The organism is Microbulbifer mixtoriginis (SeqCode) (assembly GCF_052467705.1).
On record NZ_CP174322.1, the window covers coordinates 4,392,879 to 4,412,548 of the forward strand.

Sequence of the window (19,670 nt, forward strand, 5' to 3'; positions counted from 1 at the left end):
TGCGGGTGTTTCCACCAAGTGACGAATTTATAAAGGTTTTATGACACCCCCAACCACCTCCCCCAGACCTCCACCTCCTCGGGGTGGGAGGCCGTCAATGCGTGACTGCGATTCAATACCAACTGAGAGAACCGCAACAAGTACAACAAAAAATGGGAAGCGCTATGCCAACAACAAAATTTACAGGCCCCGGCACAAGGGCGGGGCTGATTCTGGGGGCAGTCTTCTGCTCCATCCAATTACCGGTTTGGGCATCTGATACACCAGATCCCACAGAGGTCAATATTCCCGGCAACCTACAAAGCCAACTGGGCTGCGATGGCGACTGGCAACCAGGTTGTGTCGCCACCCTGCTCAGCTATGACAGCGAAGACGACAAATGGCAAGGCAGCTTTTGGATACCCGCCGGCAACTGGGAGTACAAAGCCGCTCTCAACAACAGCTGGGATGAAAATTATGGCTCGGGCGGCCAGCGGGACGGCGGTAATATTTCCCTCAGCCTGGATGAGGCCCGCGAAGTTAAATTTATCTACGACCACGAGAGTCACTGGATCACCGACAACCACAATAGCGTGGTCGCCACTGTAGCCGGCAACTTCCAATCCCTGCTCGGGTGCCCGGGAGACTGGCAACCCAGTTGCCTGCGCAGCTGGATGCAGGATGCCGATGGAGATGGCACCTACACCTTTATCACCTCAGCGCTTCCTGCCGGTTCCTATGAATTCAAGGTAGCCCTGCACGAAGGCTGGGAGGAGAGCTACGGCAACAATGGAGCCAACGTCAGCTTTACCGTGGCCGCCGATTACGACGAAATCTATTTTGCTTTTGATTCGAATAGTAAAGAAGTCACCGTCAGCAGTGACGGCTTCGCCAAAGGTGACCTGAGCAGCGATAAAGCGCACTGGGTGGATGCCAGCAGCTTTGCCTGGGATATACAGGTGCAGGAAGGTGCAAAGGTTAAATTGCACTACAGCAACAGCGCCGAGCTAAAACTGGAGGACGGTGATATCCGTTCCGATGGCACCATCGATCTCACCCCTCTCGCCACCCTGCCCGACAGCGCCCAACAAAAATTCCCACACCTGGCCAGTTTCAGTGCCTGGCAATTGCCAGGGCAGGTTTCCATTAGTGATCTGGTCACCCAGCAGCTCGCCCTCGCCGCTTACGATGCGGAAGGCAAGTTACTGGATGCGACTGGTGTGCAGATGGCCGGTGCGCTCGATGACCGCTTTTACTACGAAGGTGAACTCGGTGCCCGTGTCGGCGAAGAGAGTATCCAGCTCGATCTTTGGGCACCTACCGCACGGGCAGTAAAGCTGCACCTGTTTACAGGCCCCAGCAGCGATAGCGCCGATCAGGTGGTATCCATGCTGCGCGATGAATCTACCGGGGTTTGGAGTGCCAATGTCGATAAGCAGTGGGACCGCAGCTTTTACCTCTACGAGGTCGAGGTGTATTCCTACTTCAGCCGCCAGATTGAAACCAACCTGGTCACCGACCCCTACTCCCTGAGTCTCTCCATCAATAGCGGCAAAAGCCAGATCGTCAACCTGGATGACCGGGACCTGAAGCCGCGCGGTTGGGACCGCCTGCGCAAGCCCAAGTTAACCCAGCCGGAAGATATCAGTATCTACGAGCTGCACGTACGCGATTTCAGTATTGCGGATCAAACTGTCCCCGAAGCAGAGCGCGGCACCTTCAAGGCTTTCACCCGCAAGCACAGCGACGGCATGCGCCACCTCAATAAACTGGCCCGCGCCGGCCTCACCCATATCCACCTGCTGCCGGCCTTTGACTTTGCCACAGTCAATGAAGATCGCACCCAGCAGCAGCAAACCCCGGACCTCTCAGACTACGCATCGGACAGCAGCGAGCAGCAGGCCCAGGTGGATTCTGTTCGCGATACCGATGGCTTTAACTGGGGCTACGATCCATTGCACTACACAGTCCCCGAAGGCAGCTATAGCAGCGCTCCCGATGGACCTGCGCGCATTCGCGAATTCCGTCAAATGGTGCAAGGGCTATCCCACTCCGGCCTGCGACTGGTGATGGATGTGGTTTACAACCACACCAGCTCCTATGGCCAATACGACAACTCCGTACTCGATAAAATCGTCCCCGGCTATTACCACCGCCGCAATCTGGAGGGCGGTGTGGAAATGAGCAGCTGCTGCGCAAATACCGCCAGTGAGCACGCCATGATGGAAAAGCTGATGATCGATTCCCTGGTCACCTGGGCCCGGGCCTATAAGGTGGACAGCTTCCGTTTCGATCTCATGGGACACCATAGCCTCGACAATATCCTCAAGGCGCAAGCGGCATTGCAATCACTGACCCCGGCAGCCGATGGTGTCGATGGCAACGCTATCTATCTGTACGGCGAGGGCTGGAATTTTGGCGAGGTGGCTGACGATGCTCGCTTTGTACAGGCCCGCCAGGGCAATATGGCCGGCAGCGGTATCGGCACCTTTAACGATCGCCTGCGCGATTCCGTGCGTGGTGGCAACCCCTTCGGAGGCTTTGAGGAGCAGGGCTTTGGTACCGGTCTGTTCACCGACAGCAACGGCAAGTTTGAGGGGGAAGATGAGCGTGCCACACTGCTCACCCTGGCAGATAAAGTCCGCGTTTCCCTCGCCGGCAACCTGGCGGATTACCCTTTTGAAGATGCCAACGGCAATATTATTACCGGCAGCGAGCTGGTCTATAACGGCCAGCCCACCGGCTATACCGCCGACCCGCAGGAATCCATTAATTATATTGCCGCCCACGACAACGAGACGTTGTTCGACGGAGTACAGATCAAAGCCAGCGACAGCGCCGACTTGGCTGAGCGAGTGCGTATCCAGGCATTCAGTAATTCCCTGGTTCTGTTCGCCCAGGGAGTGCCGTTTATCCACGCAGGCCAGGATTTCCTGCGCTCAAAGTCGATGGATCGGGACAGTTACAACTCCGGTGACTGGTTTAATGCACTGGACTTCAGCCTCGCCACCGATAATTGGGCTGCGGGTTTACCTATCGCAGATAAAAACGAAGATAACTGGTACCTGATGCAACCTTTACTGGCAAACCCGGAATTGGCTCCCGAGCGCCGGCACCGCTTGTGGAGCTCTGCTCTATTCCGCGAGCAGCTGGCGATTCGCAACAGCTCTCCCCTGTTCCGCTTGTCTGATGCAGAGTCCGTAGAAGCACATCTCAATTTCCTCAACACCGGACCCGACCAGATTCCTGGGCTGATTGTGATGGAGTTATCCGATTCCAATGGCAACATCGATCGCCGCTTTGAACGTATTGTGGTGCTGTTTAATGGCGATGACGAATCGGTGGAATTCACCAGTGAAAAACTCATTGGTAGGTACTTGTTCAAGCATCCACGTCAACGCCGCTCGGTAGACTCACGCCTGCGCGGAGTGAAGTTTGATAGAGACACAGGCACCTTTACTCTGCCCGGCCGTACTACCGCAGTATTTGTGCAGCCACGCCGCAGATATTAATTCTCTGCAGATTAAAAAAGGCCGGATTTTCCGGTCTTTTTTTGGATTTTTTAGAAACTTATTTCCGGCTTTCACCAAGTAATAACCCCACAATTGTCATATTCCGCAGATTGATTTAGCGTGTGCCTAAATAATAAATAGGTGTACAAATCATGAAGCGTTTCCTTCTCAGCAGTATCGCAGCGACTCTTTTCTCTTCCTCAGTACTGGCAGAAACCATTATCCACGCAGGCACACTCCTCGCTGTTCCCGGTAAAAAACCTTTAAAAGAGCAAAGCGTAATAATCGAGAATGGCAGGATTACTTCCATCCGCCCTGGTTATGTGAACAGAGATGATGCCGAGGTCATTGATCTTAAGAACAGCTTCGTAATGCCAGGCTTAATGGATATGCACGTTCACCTGCAAACTGAGTTGGGGCCCAAAAACGATTCCGAAGCCCTAAAGATGTCCATGCCATTGACCCAAATGCGCTCGCAAATGTTTGGCATGCGTATTCTGAAATCTGGTTTTACCACTGTACGCGATGCGGGTAATAGCGGTGAAGAAATGTATGCGATGCGCGATGCGATCAACAATGGCTGGGTAGATGGCCCACGTATTATCGCAGCCGGCGGAGTGGGTATTACCGGAGGGCACGCCGATATCAGTGGAGTCAGCCCCGAGTTAATGGCACTGCATGACGATAAAACCAGAACGGTATGCGACGGCCCCTATGATTGCCGCCGCGCGACCCGTCATGCAATTAAATACGGCGCTGACTTTATCAAGATTACCTCTACCGGTGGTGTACTTACCGATCGCGCTACAGGTACCGGCCAGCAGATGGAAATCGATGAGCTAAAAGAGGTGGTCCTGGCAGCCCAGCGCATGGGTCGCAAAGTGGCCAGTCATGCGCATCAGGAAGAAGGGATTATCGCCGCACTGGAGGCCGGTGTAGACAGTATTGAGCACGGCACCTACGCCGGTCCCCGCGCTCATAAGCTATTTAAAGAAACCGGCGCTTACCTGGTTCCGACTCTTCTCGCCGGCGATACCGTGGTACAGCTGGCAAAAAATACTGATGTTTTATCTGAAGCTCAGAAGGAAAAAGCCATACGTGTTGGCACAGATATGCGCGGCAATTTCCGTAAAGCGGTCGATGCCGGAGTAAAAATTGCCTTCGGTACCGACTCAGGTGTATCCAAGCACGGCATCAATGCACGCGAGGCGGTCCTGATGAGTGAAGCCGGTATGGACAATATGGCCATCCTGCAGTCCGCTACCGTTAACGCCGCAGATCTGATCGATATGAGCGATTCACTGGGCACCATTGAATCCGGTAAATACGCCGATATTATCGCCACCGATGGCTCGCCACTGGATAATATCGATGAGCTTTTAGATGTGGATTTTGTGATGAAAGGGGGCAAGGTCTTTAAAGATTAGAAGCCCAATATTTTAGGAGCCTCTGAATTATTCAAAGCCGAACTCCAAATACTCGAGCTCGGCTTTAATTAATTTCCACAAAAAAAGGCCGGGGTTATCCGGCCTTTTTTATGGGGGTGTCTGAAGGAGGTTAAAAGTTATTTTTCTTCTTTCCCTTCCTCATCCTCATTTTCAATCAAATGACCAAGCTTACCTTTCTTGGTGGACAAATACTTGGCATTGTGAGGATTGCGCCCGGACTGGTGCGGCAGGCGCTCAGTCACATTTATACCCAAGTCCTCCAACGCTTTTACTTTGCGCGGGTTATTGGTCATCAAGCGAATGGCATGAATACCGAGGTGGTCGATCATCGCTTTCAGAATTGAATAATCCCGCATATCGGCGCCAAAGCCGAGTTGCTCATTGGCCTCCACGGTATCCGCACCGCAATCCTGCAAATGGTAAGCACGGATCTTGTTTAAAAGGCCTATGCCACGGCCCTCCTGGCGCAGGTAGAAAATAGCTCCACGTCCTTCCATGGCAATGCGGTGCATGGCATGTTGCAACTGGGCACCACAATCGCAACGCAGGGAAAACAGGGCATCACCGGTCAGGCATTCCGAGTGAATGCGGGCCAGTAGGGGCTCGTTGGTATCGAAGTCCCCCATGGTGAGCACCACATGCTCCTTGCCGGTCTCCACTTCCTCGAAGCCGTGCATTTCAAACATACCCCAGGAAGTGGGCAGCTTTGAGGATTCCACATAACGAATGGTCAACTTAATACCTCTTCACGTCAGTTGCGGGCGCGCAGTATCAGCACACCCCTCTGCTGTTCCATATCTAACCGGCCGAGAAAACTGTTTCCCAGAAGCACCACTTGGGGAAAGTTATCAGTGTGCACGGTAGCTTCTACATTGTGCAATTTAATGCCACCGATAGTGACACTGCTGAGATTGATCAAATAAGCACTGGTGATGCCACTGGCGGTCGACACCGGTATGCGCTTGGCACCATTAAGATTTAAGCGCAGACGCTGGGCGGTGGGGTAATTGATTGCCAGAGTGGTCGCTCCGGTATCCACCATCACCGGAACCCGCATCCCATTAATCCAGGCATCGGTATTGAAATGGCCACGACTATCTCCCATCAAGCGCACCTCGGCGCGCTCAGCCTGGGCATAGCTTGCGGCGATGGGCGCATCCAGGGTGAGCTTCTGTTCGCGTCCATTCACGCGAACACGCGCGTAACTGGTCGTCGATTCAATCAGGCCAACCCCTTCCGGTGATTGTTGGCCTGCCTTAAGAATGCGTTGACGGCCATCGATTTCCAGCATGGCGCTATCGCCAAACAAACCCTTCAGCTGTACCTGTTGTGCCCAGGCTGTACTGGAAACCAGTAACCCCAGCAGAAGCCAAAATGCCTTGTGCATCGATAATCCCTATCCGCTAAGCCCCTACAAAAAACACGGTTATTTGCAATATTAAAGCCGCATAAACGGCGGCCAGTATATCGTCGAGCATAATTCCGACGCCACCCTGTACCCGCCGATCTGCCCAACCGATGGGCGGTGGCTTGGCGATATCGAACAGGCGAAAAAGTACGAAACCGTAAAGTGCCCAAATCCAGCCAGCCGGGGCCATGAACATAGTGAGCCAGTAGCCCACCATCTCATCCCAAACGATACCCCCATGGTCATGTACACCGAGCTTCTTTGCCGCAGCGCCACATAAATAACACCCCACTAAACCCGTCACCACTAGGATTCCCAGGTACCAAGATGGGGGGAGATCTTTCATCAGCCACCAAAAAGGTATGGCAACCAGAGTGCCAAAAGTACCCGGTGCCTTGGGTGCCAGCCCCGAACCAAAACCAAAAGCCAGCAACAGAGTAGGATCGCGCAAAAGCCCGGAAAAACTGGGGTTATGTATTCTCATTGTCTTATTTCCAAAGCCACCACCGGCACTTCCGGGCCAATACCATTTAAAAATGCTGATAGCCAGTGACCGCTGGCGACCAAGGGTTGCCATTATGCCAGCAGCGCACCCCGGTACTGCCCTCAATGAGGGTGCCGATAGCAGTTACTTTCAGGCCCAGTTGGTCCAAATCTGCAACCCGCTGCTGGGGAACGGTAAAACAGAGTTGGTAATCATCGCCACCGCCTGTAGCCAGAGCCATTGCTTTCTCTGCGGCAAGAGTCTGCGCCAAGGGAGAAACGGCCAATCGCTCCAGATGAATATCAGCGCTGACACCGCTGGACTCACAAATATGTCCCAGGTCCGCGAGCAGACCATCGGAAATATCCAGAGCCGCACTGGCCAACTCGGCAATCGCCGCAGCCACAGGGAATTGGGGTTCGGGATAATAGAAGGCGCGTTCACACTGCAACTGCACATCGGCATTCACCCGCTGCTCTCCCAGCACCACCGGCAGAGCGGCGGCAGCAGCACCTAGAGGACCGCTGACATAAACGTGATCACCGGGACCGGCACGGTCTCGGCGCAGTGGCGATTCCGTGTGTCCGATCACCTGAATGGTGATCGACAAAGGGCCCGCAGTGGTATCACCCCCGACCAGAGAAACACCAAACTGTGCCGCGGTCTGCAGCAGGCCATCGGCAAATTTGCGCAACCAAACTGCATCACTGTCAGGCAGGGTCAGGGCCAGGGTAAACCAGAGCGGGCGCGCATTCATTGCCGCCAGGTCACTGAGATTAACCCTGAGTGCACGCGCGGCAATAGCAGCGGGGTCCGCATCAGCCGGAAAGTGGCGGCCTGCCACCAGGGTATCCATAGAGGTGGCCAGCTGCCCCGAGGCGGGTGCCTGCAATAGAGCGCAGTCATCACCTATACCCAAAGCAACCCCTTCGCCCACAGGAGCACTGGCGAAAAAATCGCGGATAATTTCAAATTCGCCCGGCGCAGTTCCCATCAGCGTGGCTTCAGGACTTCTTGTCTGCAGCCACTTCCGCAGCGCGCAGGTCTGCAGCAGTCTTATCCAGGATGCCGTTGATGAACTTGAAAGCGTCGGTGGGGCCAAATTTTTTCGCCAGTGCCACTGCTTCGTTAATCACTACTTTGTAGGGCACATCGATGCGGTTTTTCAGTTCATAAGTGGCCATGCGCAGCAGGGCGCGGGACACCGGGTCCAGATCTTCCACTTTGCGATCCAGATGGGAGGAGTAAGCGCCTTCTACTTCGTCGAGGTTTTTGGCAACCCCGTGGAAGATATCGCGGAAATATTCCACGTCGGCTTTGCTCATATCGTTGTCAGTATGGAACTCGGCTTCAATCGCATTGAGGCTGGCGCCGGCCATTTGCCATTGGTAGAGCGCCTGCATGGCGTAGTGGCGCGCCTTGCGGCGGGCAGATGCAGTTACGGTCATTGTCTTTTCCGGTAGATACTTCTCAGAATGGGCAGCGCCGGCGCAACTGGCCGGCGCTGTGGCAATTAGATTTTGCCGAGTAGGGAAACCATTTCCAGGGCGGTTTCGGCAGCTTCACAACCTTTGTTGCCAGCCTTGGTGCCGGAGCGCTCGATAGCTTGCTCAATGGAGTCCACAGTCAACACACCAAAGGTCACCGGAATACCGGTATTCAGGGATACCTGAGCCAGACCTTTGGTGCACTCACCAGCGACATATTCGAAGTGCGGAGTGCCGCCACGAATCACCGCGCCCAGTGCAATAATCGCATCAAATTTTTTGGTTTCCGCCAGCTTTTGCGCGGCCAGCGGGAATTCGAAGGCACCGGGGGCGTAGTAGATGGTGATATCCTCATCCTTGATGCCCTTGCGGCGCAAGGTATCGAGGGCGCCGTCTTTGAGGCTCTCAACCACAAAGCTGTTCCAACGGCTCACCAGCAGCGCGTACTTACCTGTACTGCCGACAAAATCCCCTTCAATCACTTGAATGTTGCTCATAATGTCCAATCCGTATTTCTTTCCATACCCGTGCCATTTCAAATGCGCCGGGAAACATTCTGTTATTACTCTTCGACGTTCAAGTACTCTTCCACTTCCAGTTCAAAACCGGAAATAGCGCTGAACTTAAACGGCGCACTCATCAGGCGCATCTTGCGCACCTTGAGATCACGCAGTATCTGCGAACCGGTACCCACCTGCTTGTACACCAAGTCCTGGCTGGGGCGCTGCTGCTTGCCGCTGATCAGCCAATCGATACTCTCCTCGATTTCCTCGGTGGTCTCGTTATGACAGATCAATACCACCACACCTTTGCCCTCTTTCTCGATGCGCTGCATGGCGCGGCGGAAAGTCCAGGGGACAAATTTTTCATCACCGCGCTGAATCGTGAGCACATCTCGCAGGGTGTTGCCCACATGTACGCGCACCAGGGTTGGCTCCTCTGGCGTAGGCTCGCCTTTGATAAAGGCGAAGTGGCGCTCGCGGCGGGCCTTATCGAGATAGGTGCGCAGTTTAAACTCGCCAAACTCGGTACGCACTTTGCGTTCGTTGACGCACTCCACGGTTTTCTCGTTGAGCGCGCGGTAAGTAATCAAGTCGGCAATGGTGCCGATCTTCAGGTTGTGCTCTTTCGCGAACTTTTCCAGATCCGGGCGGCGTGCCATGGTGCCATCGTCATTCATGATTTCAACGATTACCGCGGCCGCCTCGAAACCCGCCAAGCGGGAAAGATCACAGCCTGCTTCAGTGTGGCCGGCACGGCTCAGTACGCCACCGGGCTGGGCCATAATCGGGAAAATATGTCCGGGCTGAACGATATCGCTAGGTTTGGCATTTCTATTTACGGCGGCGCGCACGGTACGCGCACGGTCCGCAGCGGAAATACCGGTGGTTACCCCTTCGGCAGCTTCGATAGAGACGGTGAAGTTGGTGCTGAACTGGGCACCGTTATCCCGCGACATCAGCGGCAGGTCCAGCTGCTCACAGCGCTCCTTGGACATGGGCATACAGATCAGACCGCGGGCATGGGTAGCCATAAAGTTAATATCTTCGGCGCGCACCTGCTCCGCTGCCATCACCAGGTCACCCTCGTTTTCGCGATCCTCATCGTCCATCAGGATCACCATTTTGCCCTGGCGGATATCGTCGATCAGTTCTTCAACCGTATTTAATTCCATTGCTAACTCTGGATAAATTAATCAATTGCAAATTGAGCGGCTTTCCCTGCAGTTACACTCACCCGCCCTCACTGGCGCGGCATGCCGGGATAAAGCCAGCTAGCGCTTGTAAAACCCGTTCTGGGCGAGAAATTCGAGTGTCATACCACCGTCGCTGGATTTGGCCGCCTCCTCGCCAAGAAGCAGGCGCTCCAGGTAGCGTGCGATCAAGTCCACCTCAAGATTGACCCGGGTGCCAGCTGCGTAGCCCTGCATAATCGTTTCCTGCAGGGTATGCGGCACAATGGTGAGTTCAAACTCAGCGCCGTCCACCGCGTTCACAGTAAGACTGGTACCGTCGACAGTAATCGAGCCCTTGTGGGCAATATAACGAGCCAGATTATCCGGTGCGCGTAGGCGAAAACGCTCGGCACGGGCCTCAGATTTACGCCACACCACCTCGCCGATACCGTCCACATGGCCGCTGACAATATGGCCGCCAAGGCGGGTTTGTGGGGTCAATGCCTTCTCCAAATTGACCCTATCCCCGCGCTTCCAACTGCTGACACTGGTGACATCCAGCGTCTCCGCGGAAACATCCGCCCAATAGCCATCACCGGGCAGCTCCACTACGGTCAGACAGACCCCGTTGGTGGCGATACTATCGCCAAGCTGTACATCGGCGAGGTCCAGCTTGCCGCTCCTAACGCGCACGCGCAGATCACCACCGCGCGGCTGCAGATCGGCAATCTCGCCAACCGCTTCAATAATTCCAGTAAACATCAGCGCTCGATATCCGTGGTTGCGGTGATGCGCCAGTCGTGGCCGACCGCGCGCATATCGGTAATCGTAATCGGCAGCACCGAGCCCATACGCTCGATGGGCAATTCAAACAGCGGCCGCGCCGTGCTGCCGAGCAGCTTGGGCGCCAGATAGACAATCAATTCGTCTACGTGACCCCGGTAGAGAAACTCACCGGAAAGGATCGCACCGCTTTCTATCAATACTTCATTGCATTCGCGTCGGGCCAACTCTTTGAGCAGGGCAAGCAGGTCTACCCGACCGTCCTTGTCCTGAGGCAAAACAACAACTTCGGCACCGGCGTTTTCCAGTCGCTGGCGGCGCTCTGGATCGGCGCGCTCAGTAGTACACACCAGTGTGGGGGCGTCCCCCTGCAAAATAAAGGCCTTTGCCGGCGTGCGCAGCTGGCTGTCGACAATAACGCGCAGGGGCTGAACTTCTGCAGCCTGTTCCGCTTCGAGCAGCTCCAGCGCCATCTCATCGGCGCGCACATTGAGATTCGGGTTGTCGAATCGCACGGTCTCTACGCCAGTTACCACTGCGCAGCTGCGCGCACGCAGGCGCTGCACATCGGCGCGCGCAGCCGGGCCTGAAACCCATTTGGATTCACCGCTGGCCATGGCGGTGCGACCATCTAGGCTCATCGCAGATTTGCTGCGCACCAGGGGTAACCCCAAGGTCATACGCTTGATAAAACCCGGGTTGAGCGCGCGGCAGCGCTCTTCCAGCACTGGCCCCTCTACCTCAATGCCCGCATCGCGCAGTTTCTGCAAACCGCTTCCGGCAACCCTGGGATTCGGGTCTTCCATACCGTATACCACGCGGGCGACACCGGCCTGTACCAGAGCCTCGGCACAGGGACCTGTGCGGCCACTGTGGCTACAGGGTTCAAGGGTCACATAGACGATGGCGCCGCGGGCTCGCTCGCCCGCATCGCGCAGGGCTTCTATTTCAGCGTGGGGTTCGCCAGCACGCTTATGCCAGCCCTCGGCAATTACTTTGCCATTAGCATCGGTGATCACACAGCCGACCCGGGGGTTCGGCATAGTGGTATAGAGACCGCGCTCCGCCAGCTGAATAGCGCGGCCCATCAGTGCCTGGGCACTCTCTACAGCCATTTGACTCATTGCGTTTGGTTTTCCTTACTGGTCAGGCGCTCAATTTCTTCACTGAAGTCGCTGACATCTTCAAAGCGTCGATACACCGAGGCAAAGCGCACATAAGCGACCTCATCCAGCTCGCGCAACTGCTCCATAACCAGCTCGCCAATGGCCCTTGCGGGCAACTCGCGCTCACCCGTTGCGCGCAGTGCATGCTTGATTTGGGAGACTGCGGATTCCACCCGCTCGATACTGACCGGGCGCTTCTCTACCGCGCGCTGGATGCCCGCGCGCAATTTGTCTTCATTGAAGGGCTCGCGCTGGCCATTTTGTTTGATCACCCTGGGCAACAGCAGCTCTGCGCTTTCAAAGGTGGTGAAACGTTCATGGCATTCGAGGCACTCGCGCCGGCGGCGCACCTGATCGCCCTCCGCCACCAGGCGGGAATCAACTACTTTGGTTTCTTCTGCGCTGCAGAAAGGACAGTGCATGTGGGATCGTCCCCAGGGGAATGGAAAATGGGCCGCAGTTTATCACAGCCGTTGCCCCCTGTGACTGCACCACGCACCGCTGCGGTGCAGCACACTGTGATACAGCCATAAAAAAAGCGGCTCACCGAGCCGCTTTTTCCAGCAAAGCTAAATTAGGCTTTCTTGTACACAGGAAACTGTGCACAGATCTCCAGAACTTTTTGCTTCACATCGGCAATGGTGGCTTCAACATCGCCGCCTTCCAGTGCGTCCAGGATATCGCAGATCCAATGGGTCAGCTGCTGGGTTTCCTTCACGCCGAAACCGCGCGTGGTAATCGCCGGAGTACCGACACGCAGACCACTGGTAATGAAGGGAGAACGCGGGTCATTAGGCACCGCATTTTTATTCACCGTGATATTGGCATTGCCCAGGGCCTCATCGGCATCTTTACCGGTGTATTCCTTACCGATCAGATCCACCAGCATCAGGTGGTCATCAGTGCCGCCAGAAACGATATTGATACCGCGGTCGAGGAAAGTCTCCGCCATAGCGCGGGCATTCTCTACCACCTTCTTCTGATAAGCCTTGTATTCTGGGCTCATGGCCTCCTTAAAGGAAACCGCCTTGGCCGCGATAACATGCATCAGCGGGCCACCCTGACCACCGGGGAATACCGCGGAGTTCAGTTTTTTCTCGATCTCTTCGTTGGCACGGGCCAGGATAATGCCACCGCGCGGTCCGCGCAGGGTCTTATGAGTGGTGGAGGTCACCACATCGGCGTGGGGAATCGGCGATGGGTATTCACCAGCGGCAACCAGACCGGCTACGTGGGCCATATCTACAAACAGATAGGCACCCACTTTGTCGGCGATTTCGCGGAAACGCGCCCAATCCATGACTCGGCTATAGGCGGAAAAACCGGCCACGATCATCTTGGGCTTGTGCTCCAGAGCTAGACGCTCCACTTCCTCGTAATCCACCTCACCAGTTTCCGGGTTCAAGCCGTACTGCACCGCATTGTAGATTTTGCCAGAGAAGTTGACGCGGGCACCGTGGGTCAGGTGGCCGCCGTGAGCCAGGCTCATACCCAGCACGGTGTCGCCGGGGGCGCACAGGGCTTGATATACCGCTGAGTTGGCCTGGGAGCCAGAGTGCGGTTGTACATTGGCGTAATCCGCACCAAACAGCGCCTTGGCGCGCTCAATCGCCAGGGTTTCCACTTTATCCACATACTCACAGCCACCGTAGTAGCGTTTGCCCGGATAACCTTCTGCGTACTTATTCGTGAGGCTGCTGCCCTGGGCTTCCATGACTTGTGGGCTGGTGTAGTTCTCGGAGGCGATCAGCTCAATGTGGTCTTCCTGGCGAGAATCCTCTTCGCGGATAGCTTCCCAGATTTCGGGATCGTAAGAAGCGAGCGTGACAGATGAATCAAACATGGTGTTCCCTCGGTAATGCGGGCTGAGTAGAGACTGGTGTAACTCGGTACCACTGTGCTCAGGCCTTGAAACTTGGCCTCAGGCGCCAATAGGCCCCACTGACTACTCAAAGAATCCTGAGCATTTTAGAAAGGCGCGCATTGTACACCAAGGTCACAGGGATTGCGCGAAAACCAAAATCCGGCCAGTTAGCCGTGTTTTGGACTATTGATTGCCTTAGAAATGAGCAATTCAGGGGCCGGACTCATAAGCCACCTCTTTAAATGCTTGTTTTACTCAAATACCTTGTCACTGCTGGCCCTTAAGCTAAGCCAACACCAAAACCATACTAGGATCACCAGTCACTGCCTCATTCTCACACCAGTGACCTATACCCGCCACCAGCTTGTGTGGACCGGTAGAACACCAATAAAAATGTATGGCCTATCCTCCTATTGATTTAACCGTTGATCCCTGTGATAAGAGTGCACCACAGCACTCAGTCTACAAAATAAAAGTGATGACTTAATACTCAAACCCTGCGCGGCAATTAACATGACTTGAGCCCAATTTCATTATTTTACAGCCTTTGTATGACTCTAACTCGACAACTGGTTTTGGATAATTTTTAAAATGGTGCCCTTTAATTTCTTTACTGCGCCAAAATCCTCAGGTTGTACCACTTTTTTTTCGCTACTTGATCCACATCAATTCCTCTCTCGAGTCTGCTGGCAACAATAAGCTTCGAAACTGATCGCGGAGGTCTGGGATGAACAACATCTACCGACAACTCTGTTTAGACCATAAAAATATGCAGCAAATGCTCAATGCCTTTGAGCGCTTGCTACAGGACCTTTTTGGAACTCATGAGCGGGACCCTAACACACTCTCTCTGATTCTTGACGCACTGGATTATTTTTCTGTTTACCCAGATAAATATCATCATCCGGTAGAAGACTTGATTCTTGCTCGCTTGCTGACCAAACCTGTGCATGACCGAAGTGCTATTTATGAAGCGCAGATGCAGCACGAAAAAATTGCTGCAACCACCAAGCATATGTGTGCACTTTTCTATGCCGTAGCCAATGACGCCATGGTTGAGCGGAGAGTGTTACAAGGGGCTAGTAATAGCTATTTGCAGTTACAGCGAAATCATATTGAGCTGGAAAATTCTGCGATTTTCCCTCAAATAGAGCAATATCTACAGGTAGAAGACTGGAAACAAATATACAAGCAGGTAAAGCAGTTAAAAGATCCCTTTTTCGATAAAAACACCAGAAATGTATATGAATCTTTACGCGAATATCTGACTCAACCAGAAACACCCTCACAAGTATTTGCTTAAGATGACCGGGTCATTTCACAAACTATAAAAAGGCGGAGACATGAAAATCAAGCGTCACGGAATCTCCATTGGCATGGAGAGAATTGATGATGATTTCTTCCTGTACATCAAAGCTGTTGGGCAGTTGACCCATGAGGACTACGAATATATAACGCCTTTGCTAGAGTATGCTCTTGAGGGCGTTAAAAAACCAAAGGTACAAATGCTGATTGACTTGCGGGATTTTGAGGGCTGGGGTCTGCACGCGATTTGGGATGAATTCAAGCTAACCCTTAAACATGGCAATGAATTCTGCCGCATTGCTGTACTTGGGGATGAAGGCTGGCAACAGCTGGCCACCAAAGTTGGAGGATGGTTTGTAAGTGGCGAAGTGCGTTACTTTGAGAAGCAGCACGAGGCCATGGACTGGCTGTCACAAGCACCGGAAGAATTAGAGAAAAAAGGTGCAGAAAAGGAATTAGCTTTCTCCACACACTCCTGATAAGTAGTGGATTCCGGGGGCGTTTTCGCCCCCTTTTTTATTTTTTAATGCTCAAACCCTTATCCTTTCCAGAAAATTTTCGCCACTTCAAAGGCTTCTAAACCTCGCCCTCATAACCACAGTGGGTTCCCGCTATTTCACTAAGCCCCAGTAAATTTTGAATCTGCACTACCCTGCCATTTACTTGGATAACCCCCTGCTTTTGAAAGCGAGTAAACAGACGACTCACCGTTTCTGCAGTTAACCCTAGGTAATTGGCAATATCTGTACGCGACATTGAAAGGATAAATTCATTGGGGGAATAACCTCGACAGGCATAGCGACTGGAAATATTCATAAGCAATGCGGCAAGGCGAGTATCTGCAGAACGCTTGCCAAGCAGCATTAAAATTTCATTCTCCTTGCGCAACTCTTCGGAAAAAATGCTGTAAATCTGTTGCTGCAGGGCCGGAACCTGTTGCGCTAGTACTTCCAGTTGAGCAAAAGGCAGGAGACAGACACTGCTGTCTTCTAACGCCTCGGCATAGCTAGAGTGAACACGGGTACTATAAGCATCGAGGCCAAGTAATTCTCCCGGCAGGGCAAAATGTGTTATCTGGGTATCACCATCTGCGGCAATTACTACATTTTTAAAACTGCCAGAGCGAATCGCGTAGAGATTTTGAAATGAATCGCCAGCCCGGTAGAGAGATTCTCCGGCCTTAATGACCTTCTTTTTTCCAGTAACCTGTTCGAGGCGATCAATCTCTGCCAGAGACAGGCCCGCAGGCAAACAGAGACGCCTGACAGAGCAATTACTGCAACTTACTGGCACTGGTGAATCAGCCATACCCAAATCGCCGTTTAACAATATAGGAAAATTGTAACGGCATTATTGAAAAGCGTCGCCACCCAGAAATAAAACACTAAATATTAAAAAATTAGTATCGAGGCTAACCATCTTTCTAAAACAACGTACCAATATATACTACGTTTACACAATTTCAGACATTACTCTTCTACATAAAAATAATGACTAGCGGGTGCTCCTGGGCTTATCTAAATAAACAAAGCCCTGTGAAAACAATGAACTTTTCGGTAAATCATTGATTGGCAGATAACAGGGTATCTATCACCATTTTCTGCTGAGCTTTACCACTTGGATCTGCATGCGTTTTATAAGCACAAAATTCATTGGCCCAAGGAGAAGTACGGACCCGAACCGGTGGATCTTCACTTTCAACAACATCTAAAACTACCTGCGCCACCTGCCCGGCACTCTGATAAAGACGGGCCGTTTGTTCTGGTGTGCGCCTCTGGATACCACTCAGATATTGTTCGAATAAGCCCTGGTAATCTCCTTCTGGAACACCACCATCCACTTGCAGTTGAGATAAAACACTGTTGGCAAATTCAGAGTAAATGCCGCCAGGTTCAACCGCAGTGAATTGAATGTTAAAGCTGGGCTGGATATAGCTAGCCATAGCCTCTGTGTACCCCTCTACAGCAAACTTGGCAGCACAATAAAGTTCATTAAACGGCTGCCCCACTAACCCACCCACAGAAGAAATGTTGATAATCCGACCGCTGCGTTCCTTTCGCATATGGGGGAGTACTGCCTTGGTGCAACGTACTACCCCGTGGAAGTTCACATCCATAACCCACTGTGTCTCTGCCTCTGAGGCCATTTCGGTGGTTTTCACAAAGCCGGCACCGGCATTGTTAACCAAAATATCGATACGCCCCTGCTCCTCAATAATGGTATTCACAGCATGTTGAATACTTCCTGCATCCTGCACGTCTAGCGCTAAAACCTTGAGCTTGTGCCCAAGCCCGGCATCTTTCAGCAGTGGGCCCGCTTTGTCCAAATCCCTCATGGTGGCGTAGACAACATACCCCCGCTTCGCCATTTTGGTGGCCAAACTCTGTCCCAAACCTGTAGATGTTCCCGTAATCAGTACTACCTTGCCCATAGGTCCACTCCAACACTCAGAAAAAGTACACTGCCTGGTGTATGTTACACCTTTAACCCACAAAGTAAACCGACTGGTTTACACATCTGTAGTCTTGCGGCTTCACCAGCCATGCCCGGGCCGGCAGGTTAGCGAATGGCTTTTCAGCCATAAGGAAGAAGCTGTTACCATTACCGCCAATTTTTCCGGCTGTTGAATCGATGCCTCCGGCCCGGGTAACAGCTCCCACACTTATCTCCAATACAGTTATTACTATGAGCATCGCCGATCTGGATTTTATTAAGACCCTCCCCAAGGCAGAGCTGCATTTGCACATTGAAGGCTCGCTGGAGCCAGAACTAATGTTCGAGCTTAGCCGGCGCAATAAAATTGAAATCCCCTTTTCCAGTGTTGTGGAAATTAAGGCTGCCTATAAGTTTCACAACCTGCAGTCCTTCCTGGATATTTACTACCAGGGAGCCTCGGTCCTTATCCATGAACAGGACTTTTACGATCTAACCATGGCCTACTTGCAGCGCTGTCGTGAAGATAATGTTGTGCACACTGAAATTTTCTTCGACCCCCAAACCCATACAGAAAGGGGTATTGATATCGGTGTGGTTATTCGGGGCATCCACAGCGCTCTAAAAGATGCCGAATCTGAGTGGGGAATTAGTAGCCACCTGATTCTCTGCTTCCTGCGCCACCTGAGTGAGGAAGAGGCCATCACTACTCTGAAAGCCGCCAAACCTTACCTGGAATTTATTAAGGGTGTTGGCCTGGACTCCTCAGAACTGGGACACCCCCCCAGCAAATTCCAGCAAGTCTTTGCCATGGCTAAAGAATTAGGCCTGGAGAGGGTCGCTCATGCGGGGGAGGAAGGGCCAGCTGAATATATTAAAGAAGCCCTGGATTTACTCGATGTAAGCCGCATAGATCACGGCGTGCGCTGTGTAGAAGACGAAGCACTGATTGAACGACTTATCGATCAGGAAATTCCCCTCACTGTATGCCCTCTGTCCAACACTGCACTGTGTGTCTACGACGATATGAGCCAACATCCCATATTACAGTTATTGGAGCGTGGGCTCTGTGTCACAGTAAATGCGGATGATCCGGCCTATTTCGGCGGTTACGTTAACCGCAATTACCTAGCACTGAGTGAAAGTCTTGGTATGACCAAGAAACAGGCAAAACAGCTGGCTATCAATAGCTTTAAGGCCAGCTATATTTCGCAAGACCAACAACAAAAATGGGCCGAAACCATCGCCGCTATTTAAGAAAAATCTAACGCAAATCATTTGAAAAATTTTATAGGGCCTGACTATTTATTTAGCTCTGGCCCTTTTAATCAACTAAATTTATCAAACTCTGATAAAGTTCTTAATTAGTCTTCATCGTAACCGTAATGGGTTCCGGCCAGTTCACTGAGACTGATCATATCCAGTATTTCCACCGCCCGACCACTTACCTTAATCAGCTTTTCTTTTTGAAAACGCGAAAATAATCGACTTACGGTTTCTGCAGTTAATCCAAGGTAATTGGCAATATCTGTGCGCGGCATGGACAACACAAATTCACTGTGCGAATAACCGCGGCGAGCATAGCGGCTGGAAATATTAATCAGCAAAGCCGCTAAGCGGGTATCAGCCGATCGCTTGCCCAGCAGCATTAAAATATCATTTTCCTGGCGCAGCTCCTCAGAAAAAATACTATAAATCTGTTGCTGCAACGCGGTGACCTGATTAGCCAGTAATTCCAGCTGGGTAAAGGGCAACAGGCAGACACTACTGTCTTCCAGCGCCTCAGCGTAACTGGGGTGTACGCGGCTACTATAGGCATCCAGCCCCAACAACTCACCTGGCAGGGCAAAATGAGTGACCTGCGTATCGCCATCCGCTGCGATAACCACAGTTTTAAAACTGCCTGAACGAATAGCGTAAAGGTTTGCAAAAGGATCACCGGAGCGATACAAGGTCTCACCGGCTTTTACAATTTTCTTACGGCGCGTAACCTGCTCTAGTCGATCGATATCTGCTTGAGATAACCCCGCAGGCAGGCATAAACGTCTAACCGAGCAGTTGCTGCAACTAACCGCTACTGAGGAATCCATCATACTAAACCAGTCGGTAAACTAATTTGCGGCTAT

Annotated in this window: 20 protein-coding genes; 5 read left to right on the forward strand and 15 right to left on the reverse strand. The window is 52.6% G+C overall.

Annotated elements, in window-relative coordinates:
• The first annotated feature begins 164 nt into the window (after positions 1-164).
• Together pulA and ACJJIB_RS19215 are read left to right on the forward strand one after the other, a co-directional pair.
• A complete protein-coding gene (gene pulA / locus ACJJIB_RS19210; protein WP_444887217.1) occupies positions 165-3,491 on the forward strand; it encodes a pullulanase-type alpha-1,6-glucosidase in 3,327 nt (1,108 codons plus the stop codon).
• Between the two features lie 152 nt (positions 3,492-3,643).
• On the forward strand, positions 3,644-4,918 hold the full coding sequence (locus ACJJIB_RS19215; protein ID WP_444887218.1) for a metal-dependent hydrolase family protein: 1,275 nt from the start codon (positions 3,644-3,646) through the stop codon (positions 4,916-4,918).
• Between the two features lie 137 nt (positions 4,919-5,055).
• Here ACJJIB_RS19215 and ribA read toward each other — a convergent pair whose 3' ends face one another.
• From ribA to glyA, 11 genes are all read right to left on the reverse strand, one after another.
• Entirely contained in the window at positions 5,056-5,673 is a 618-nt protein-coding gene (gene ribA / locus ACJJIB_RS19220; protein WP_252083347.1) for a GTP cyclohydrolase II, read from the reverse strand.
• Positions 5,674-5,690: 17 nt separating this feature from the next.
• On the reverse strand, positions 5,691-6,326 hold the full coding sequence (locus tag ACJJIB_RS19225) for a retropepsin-like aspartic protease family protein (protein ID WP_444887219.1): 636 nt from the start codon (positions 6,324-6,326) through the stop codon (positions 5,691-5,693).
• Positions 6,327-6,342: 16 nt separating this feature from the next.
• On the reverse strand, positions 6,343-6,831 hold the full coding sequence (locus ACJJIB_RS19230) for a phosphatidylglycerophosphatase A family protein (protein WP_444887220.1): 489 nt from the start codon (positions 6,829-6,831) through the stop codon (positions 6,343-6,345).
• Positions 6,832-6,877: 46 nt separating this feature from the next.
• Complete coding sequence (gene thiL, locus ACJJIB_RS19235; protein WP_252083350.1) at positions 6,878-7,825, reverse strand: thiamine-phosphate kinase; 948 nt, start codon at positions 7,823-7,825, stop codon at positions 6,878-6,880.
• Positions 7,826-7,835: 10 nt separating this feature from the next.
• Positions 7,836-8,279: a transcription antitermination factor NusB gene (nusB, locus tag ACJJIB_RS19240; protein WP_152454909.1), complete on the reverse strand. Its 444-nt coding sequence runs from the start codon at positions 8,277-8,279 to the stop codon at positions 7,836-7,838.
• A gap of 65 nt (positions 8,280-8,344) precedes the next feature.
• Positions 8,345-8,815, reverse strand: coding sequence for a 6,7-dimethyl-8-ribityllumazine synthase (gene ribH / locus ACJJIB_RS19245; protein WP_152454910.1), 471 nt, complete (start codon positions 8,813-8,815; stop codon positions 8,345-8,347).
• 65 nt (positions 8,816-8,880) lie between these two features.
• The gene (gene ribBA / locus ACJJIB_RS19250; protein ID WP_252083351.1) at positions 8,881-9,993 is read right to left on the reverse strand and encodes a bifunctional 3,4-dihydroxy-2-butanone-4-phosphate synthase/GTP cyclohydrolase II; all 1,113 of its coding nucleotides are present in this window, start codon (positions 9,991-9,993) and stop codon (positions 8,881-8,883) included.
• A 99-nt stretch (positions 9,994-10,092) separates the two neighbouring features.
• Positions 10,093-10,755 carry a riboflavin synthase gene (locus ACJJIB_RS19255; RefSeq protein WP_252083352.1) on the reverse strand — a complete coding sequence of 221 codons (663 nt, stop codon included), beginning with the start codon at positions 10,753-10,755 and terminating at the stop codon, positions 10,093-10,095.
• Positions 10,755-11,900: a bifunctional diaminohydroxyphosphoribosylaminopyrimidine deaminase/5-amino-6-(5-phosphoribosylamino)uracil reductase RibD gene (gene ribD / locus ACJJIB_RS19260; RefSeq protein WP_444887221.1), complete on the reverse strand. Its 1,146-nt coding sequence runs from the start codon at positions 11,898-11,900 to the stop codon at positions 10,755-10,757. Before ribD ends, ACJJIB_RS19255 begins: the two co-directional genes overlap by 1 nt.
• On the reverse strand, positions 11,897-12,364 hold the full coding sequence (gene nrdR, locus ACJJIB_RS19265; RefSeq protein ID WP_252083353.1) for a transcriptional regulator NrdR: 468 nt from the start codon (positions 12,362-12,364) through the stop codon (positions 11,897-11,899). The genes ribD and nrdR overlap by 4 nt, the downstream gene beginning before the upstream one ends.
• Positions 12,365-12,516: 152 nt before the next feature.
• On the reverse strand, positions 12,517-13,785 hold the full coding sequence (gene glyA, locus ACJJIB_RS19270) for a serine hydroxymethyltransferase (RefSeq protein WP_252083354.1): 1,269 nt from the start codon (positions 13,783-13,785) through the stop codon (positions 12,517-12,519).
• A 748-nt stretch (positions 13,786-14,533) separates the two neighbouring features.
• Here glyA and ACJJIB_RS19275 point away from each other — a divergent pair.
• A complete protein-coding gene (locus tag ACJJIB_RS19275) occupies positions 14,534-15,109 on the forward strand; it encodes a hemerythrin domain-containing protein (RefSeq protein WP_444887222.1) in 576 nt (191 codons plus the stop codon).
• A 40-nt stretch (positions 15,110-15,149) separates the two neighbouring features.
• Positions 15,150-15,590 (forward strand): SpoIIAA family protein, encoded by a 441-nt coding sequence (locus ACJJIB_RS19280; protein WP_444887223.1) that lies wholly within the window; start codon positions 15,150-15,152, stop codon positions 15,588-15,590.
• A 97-nt stretch (positions 15,591-15,687) separates the two neighbouring features.
• Here ACJJIB_RS19280 and fnr (ACJJIB_RS19285) read toward each other — a convergent pair whose 3' ends face one another.
• The 3 genes from fnr (ACJJIB_RS19285) to ACJJIB_RS19295 all read right to left on the reverse strand — a co-directional run bounded on the left by fnr (ACJJIB_RS19285) (position 15,688) and on the right by ACJJIB_RS19295 (position 17,771).
• Positions 15,688-16,419: a fumarate/nitrate reduction transcriptional regulator Fnr gene (fnr, locus tag ACJJIB_RS19285; protein ID WP_444882797.1), complete on the reverse strand. Its 732-nt coding sequence runs from the start codon at positions 16,417-16,419 to the stop codon at positions 15,688-15,690.
• A gap of 253 nt (positions 16,420-16,672) precedes the next feature.
• On the reverse strand, positions 16,673-17,542 hold the full coding sequence (locus ACJJIB_RS19290; protein ID WP_444887224.1) for an SDR family oxidoreductase: 870 nt from the start codon (positions 17,540-17,542) through the stop codon (positions 16,673-16,675).
• A gap of 52 nt (positions 17,543-17,594) precedes the next feature.
• A complete protein-coding gene (locus ACJJIB_RS19295; RefSeq protein WP_444882799.1) occupies positions 17,595-17,771 on the reverse strand; it encodes a hypothetical protein in 177 nt (58 codons plus the stop codon).
• Positions 17,772-17,796: 25 nt separating this feature from the next.
• Between ACJJIB_RS19295 and ACJJIB_RS19300 the strand changes: the two genes are divergently transcribed.
• Complete coding sequence (locus tag ACJJIB_RS19300; RefSeq protein ID WP_444887225.1) at positions 17,797-18,801, forward strand: adenosine deaminase; 1,005 nt, start codon at positions 17,797-17,799, stop codon at positions 18,799-18,801.
• Between the two features lie 107 nt (positions 18,802-18,908).
• Here ACJJIB_RS19300 and fnr (ACJJIB_RS19305) read toward each other — a convergent pair whose 3' ends face one another.
• A complete protein-coding gene (fnr, locus tag ACJJIB_RS19305; RefSeq protein WP_444887226.1) occupies positions 18,909-19,637 on the reverse strand; it encodes a fumarate/nitrate reduction transcriptional regulator Fnr in 729 nt (242 codons plus the stop codon).
• Positions 19,638-19,670: the final 33 nt, after the last annotated feature.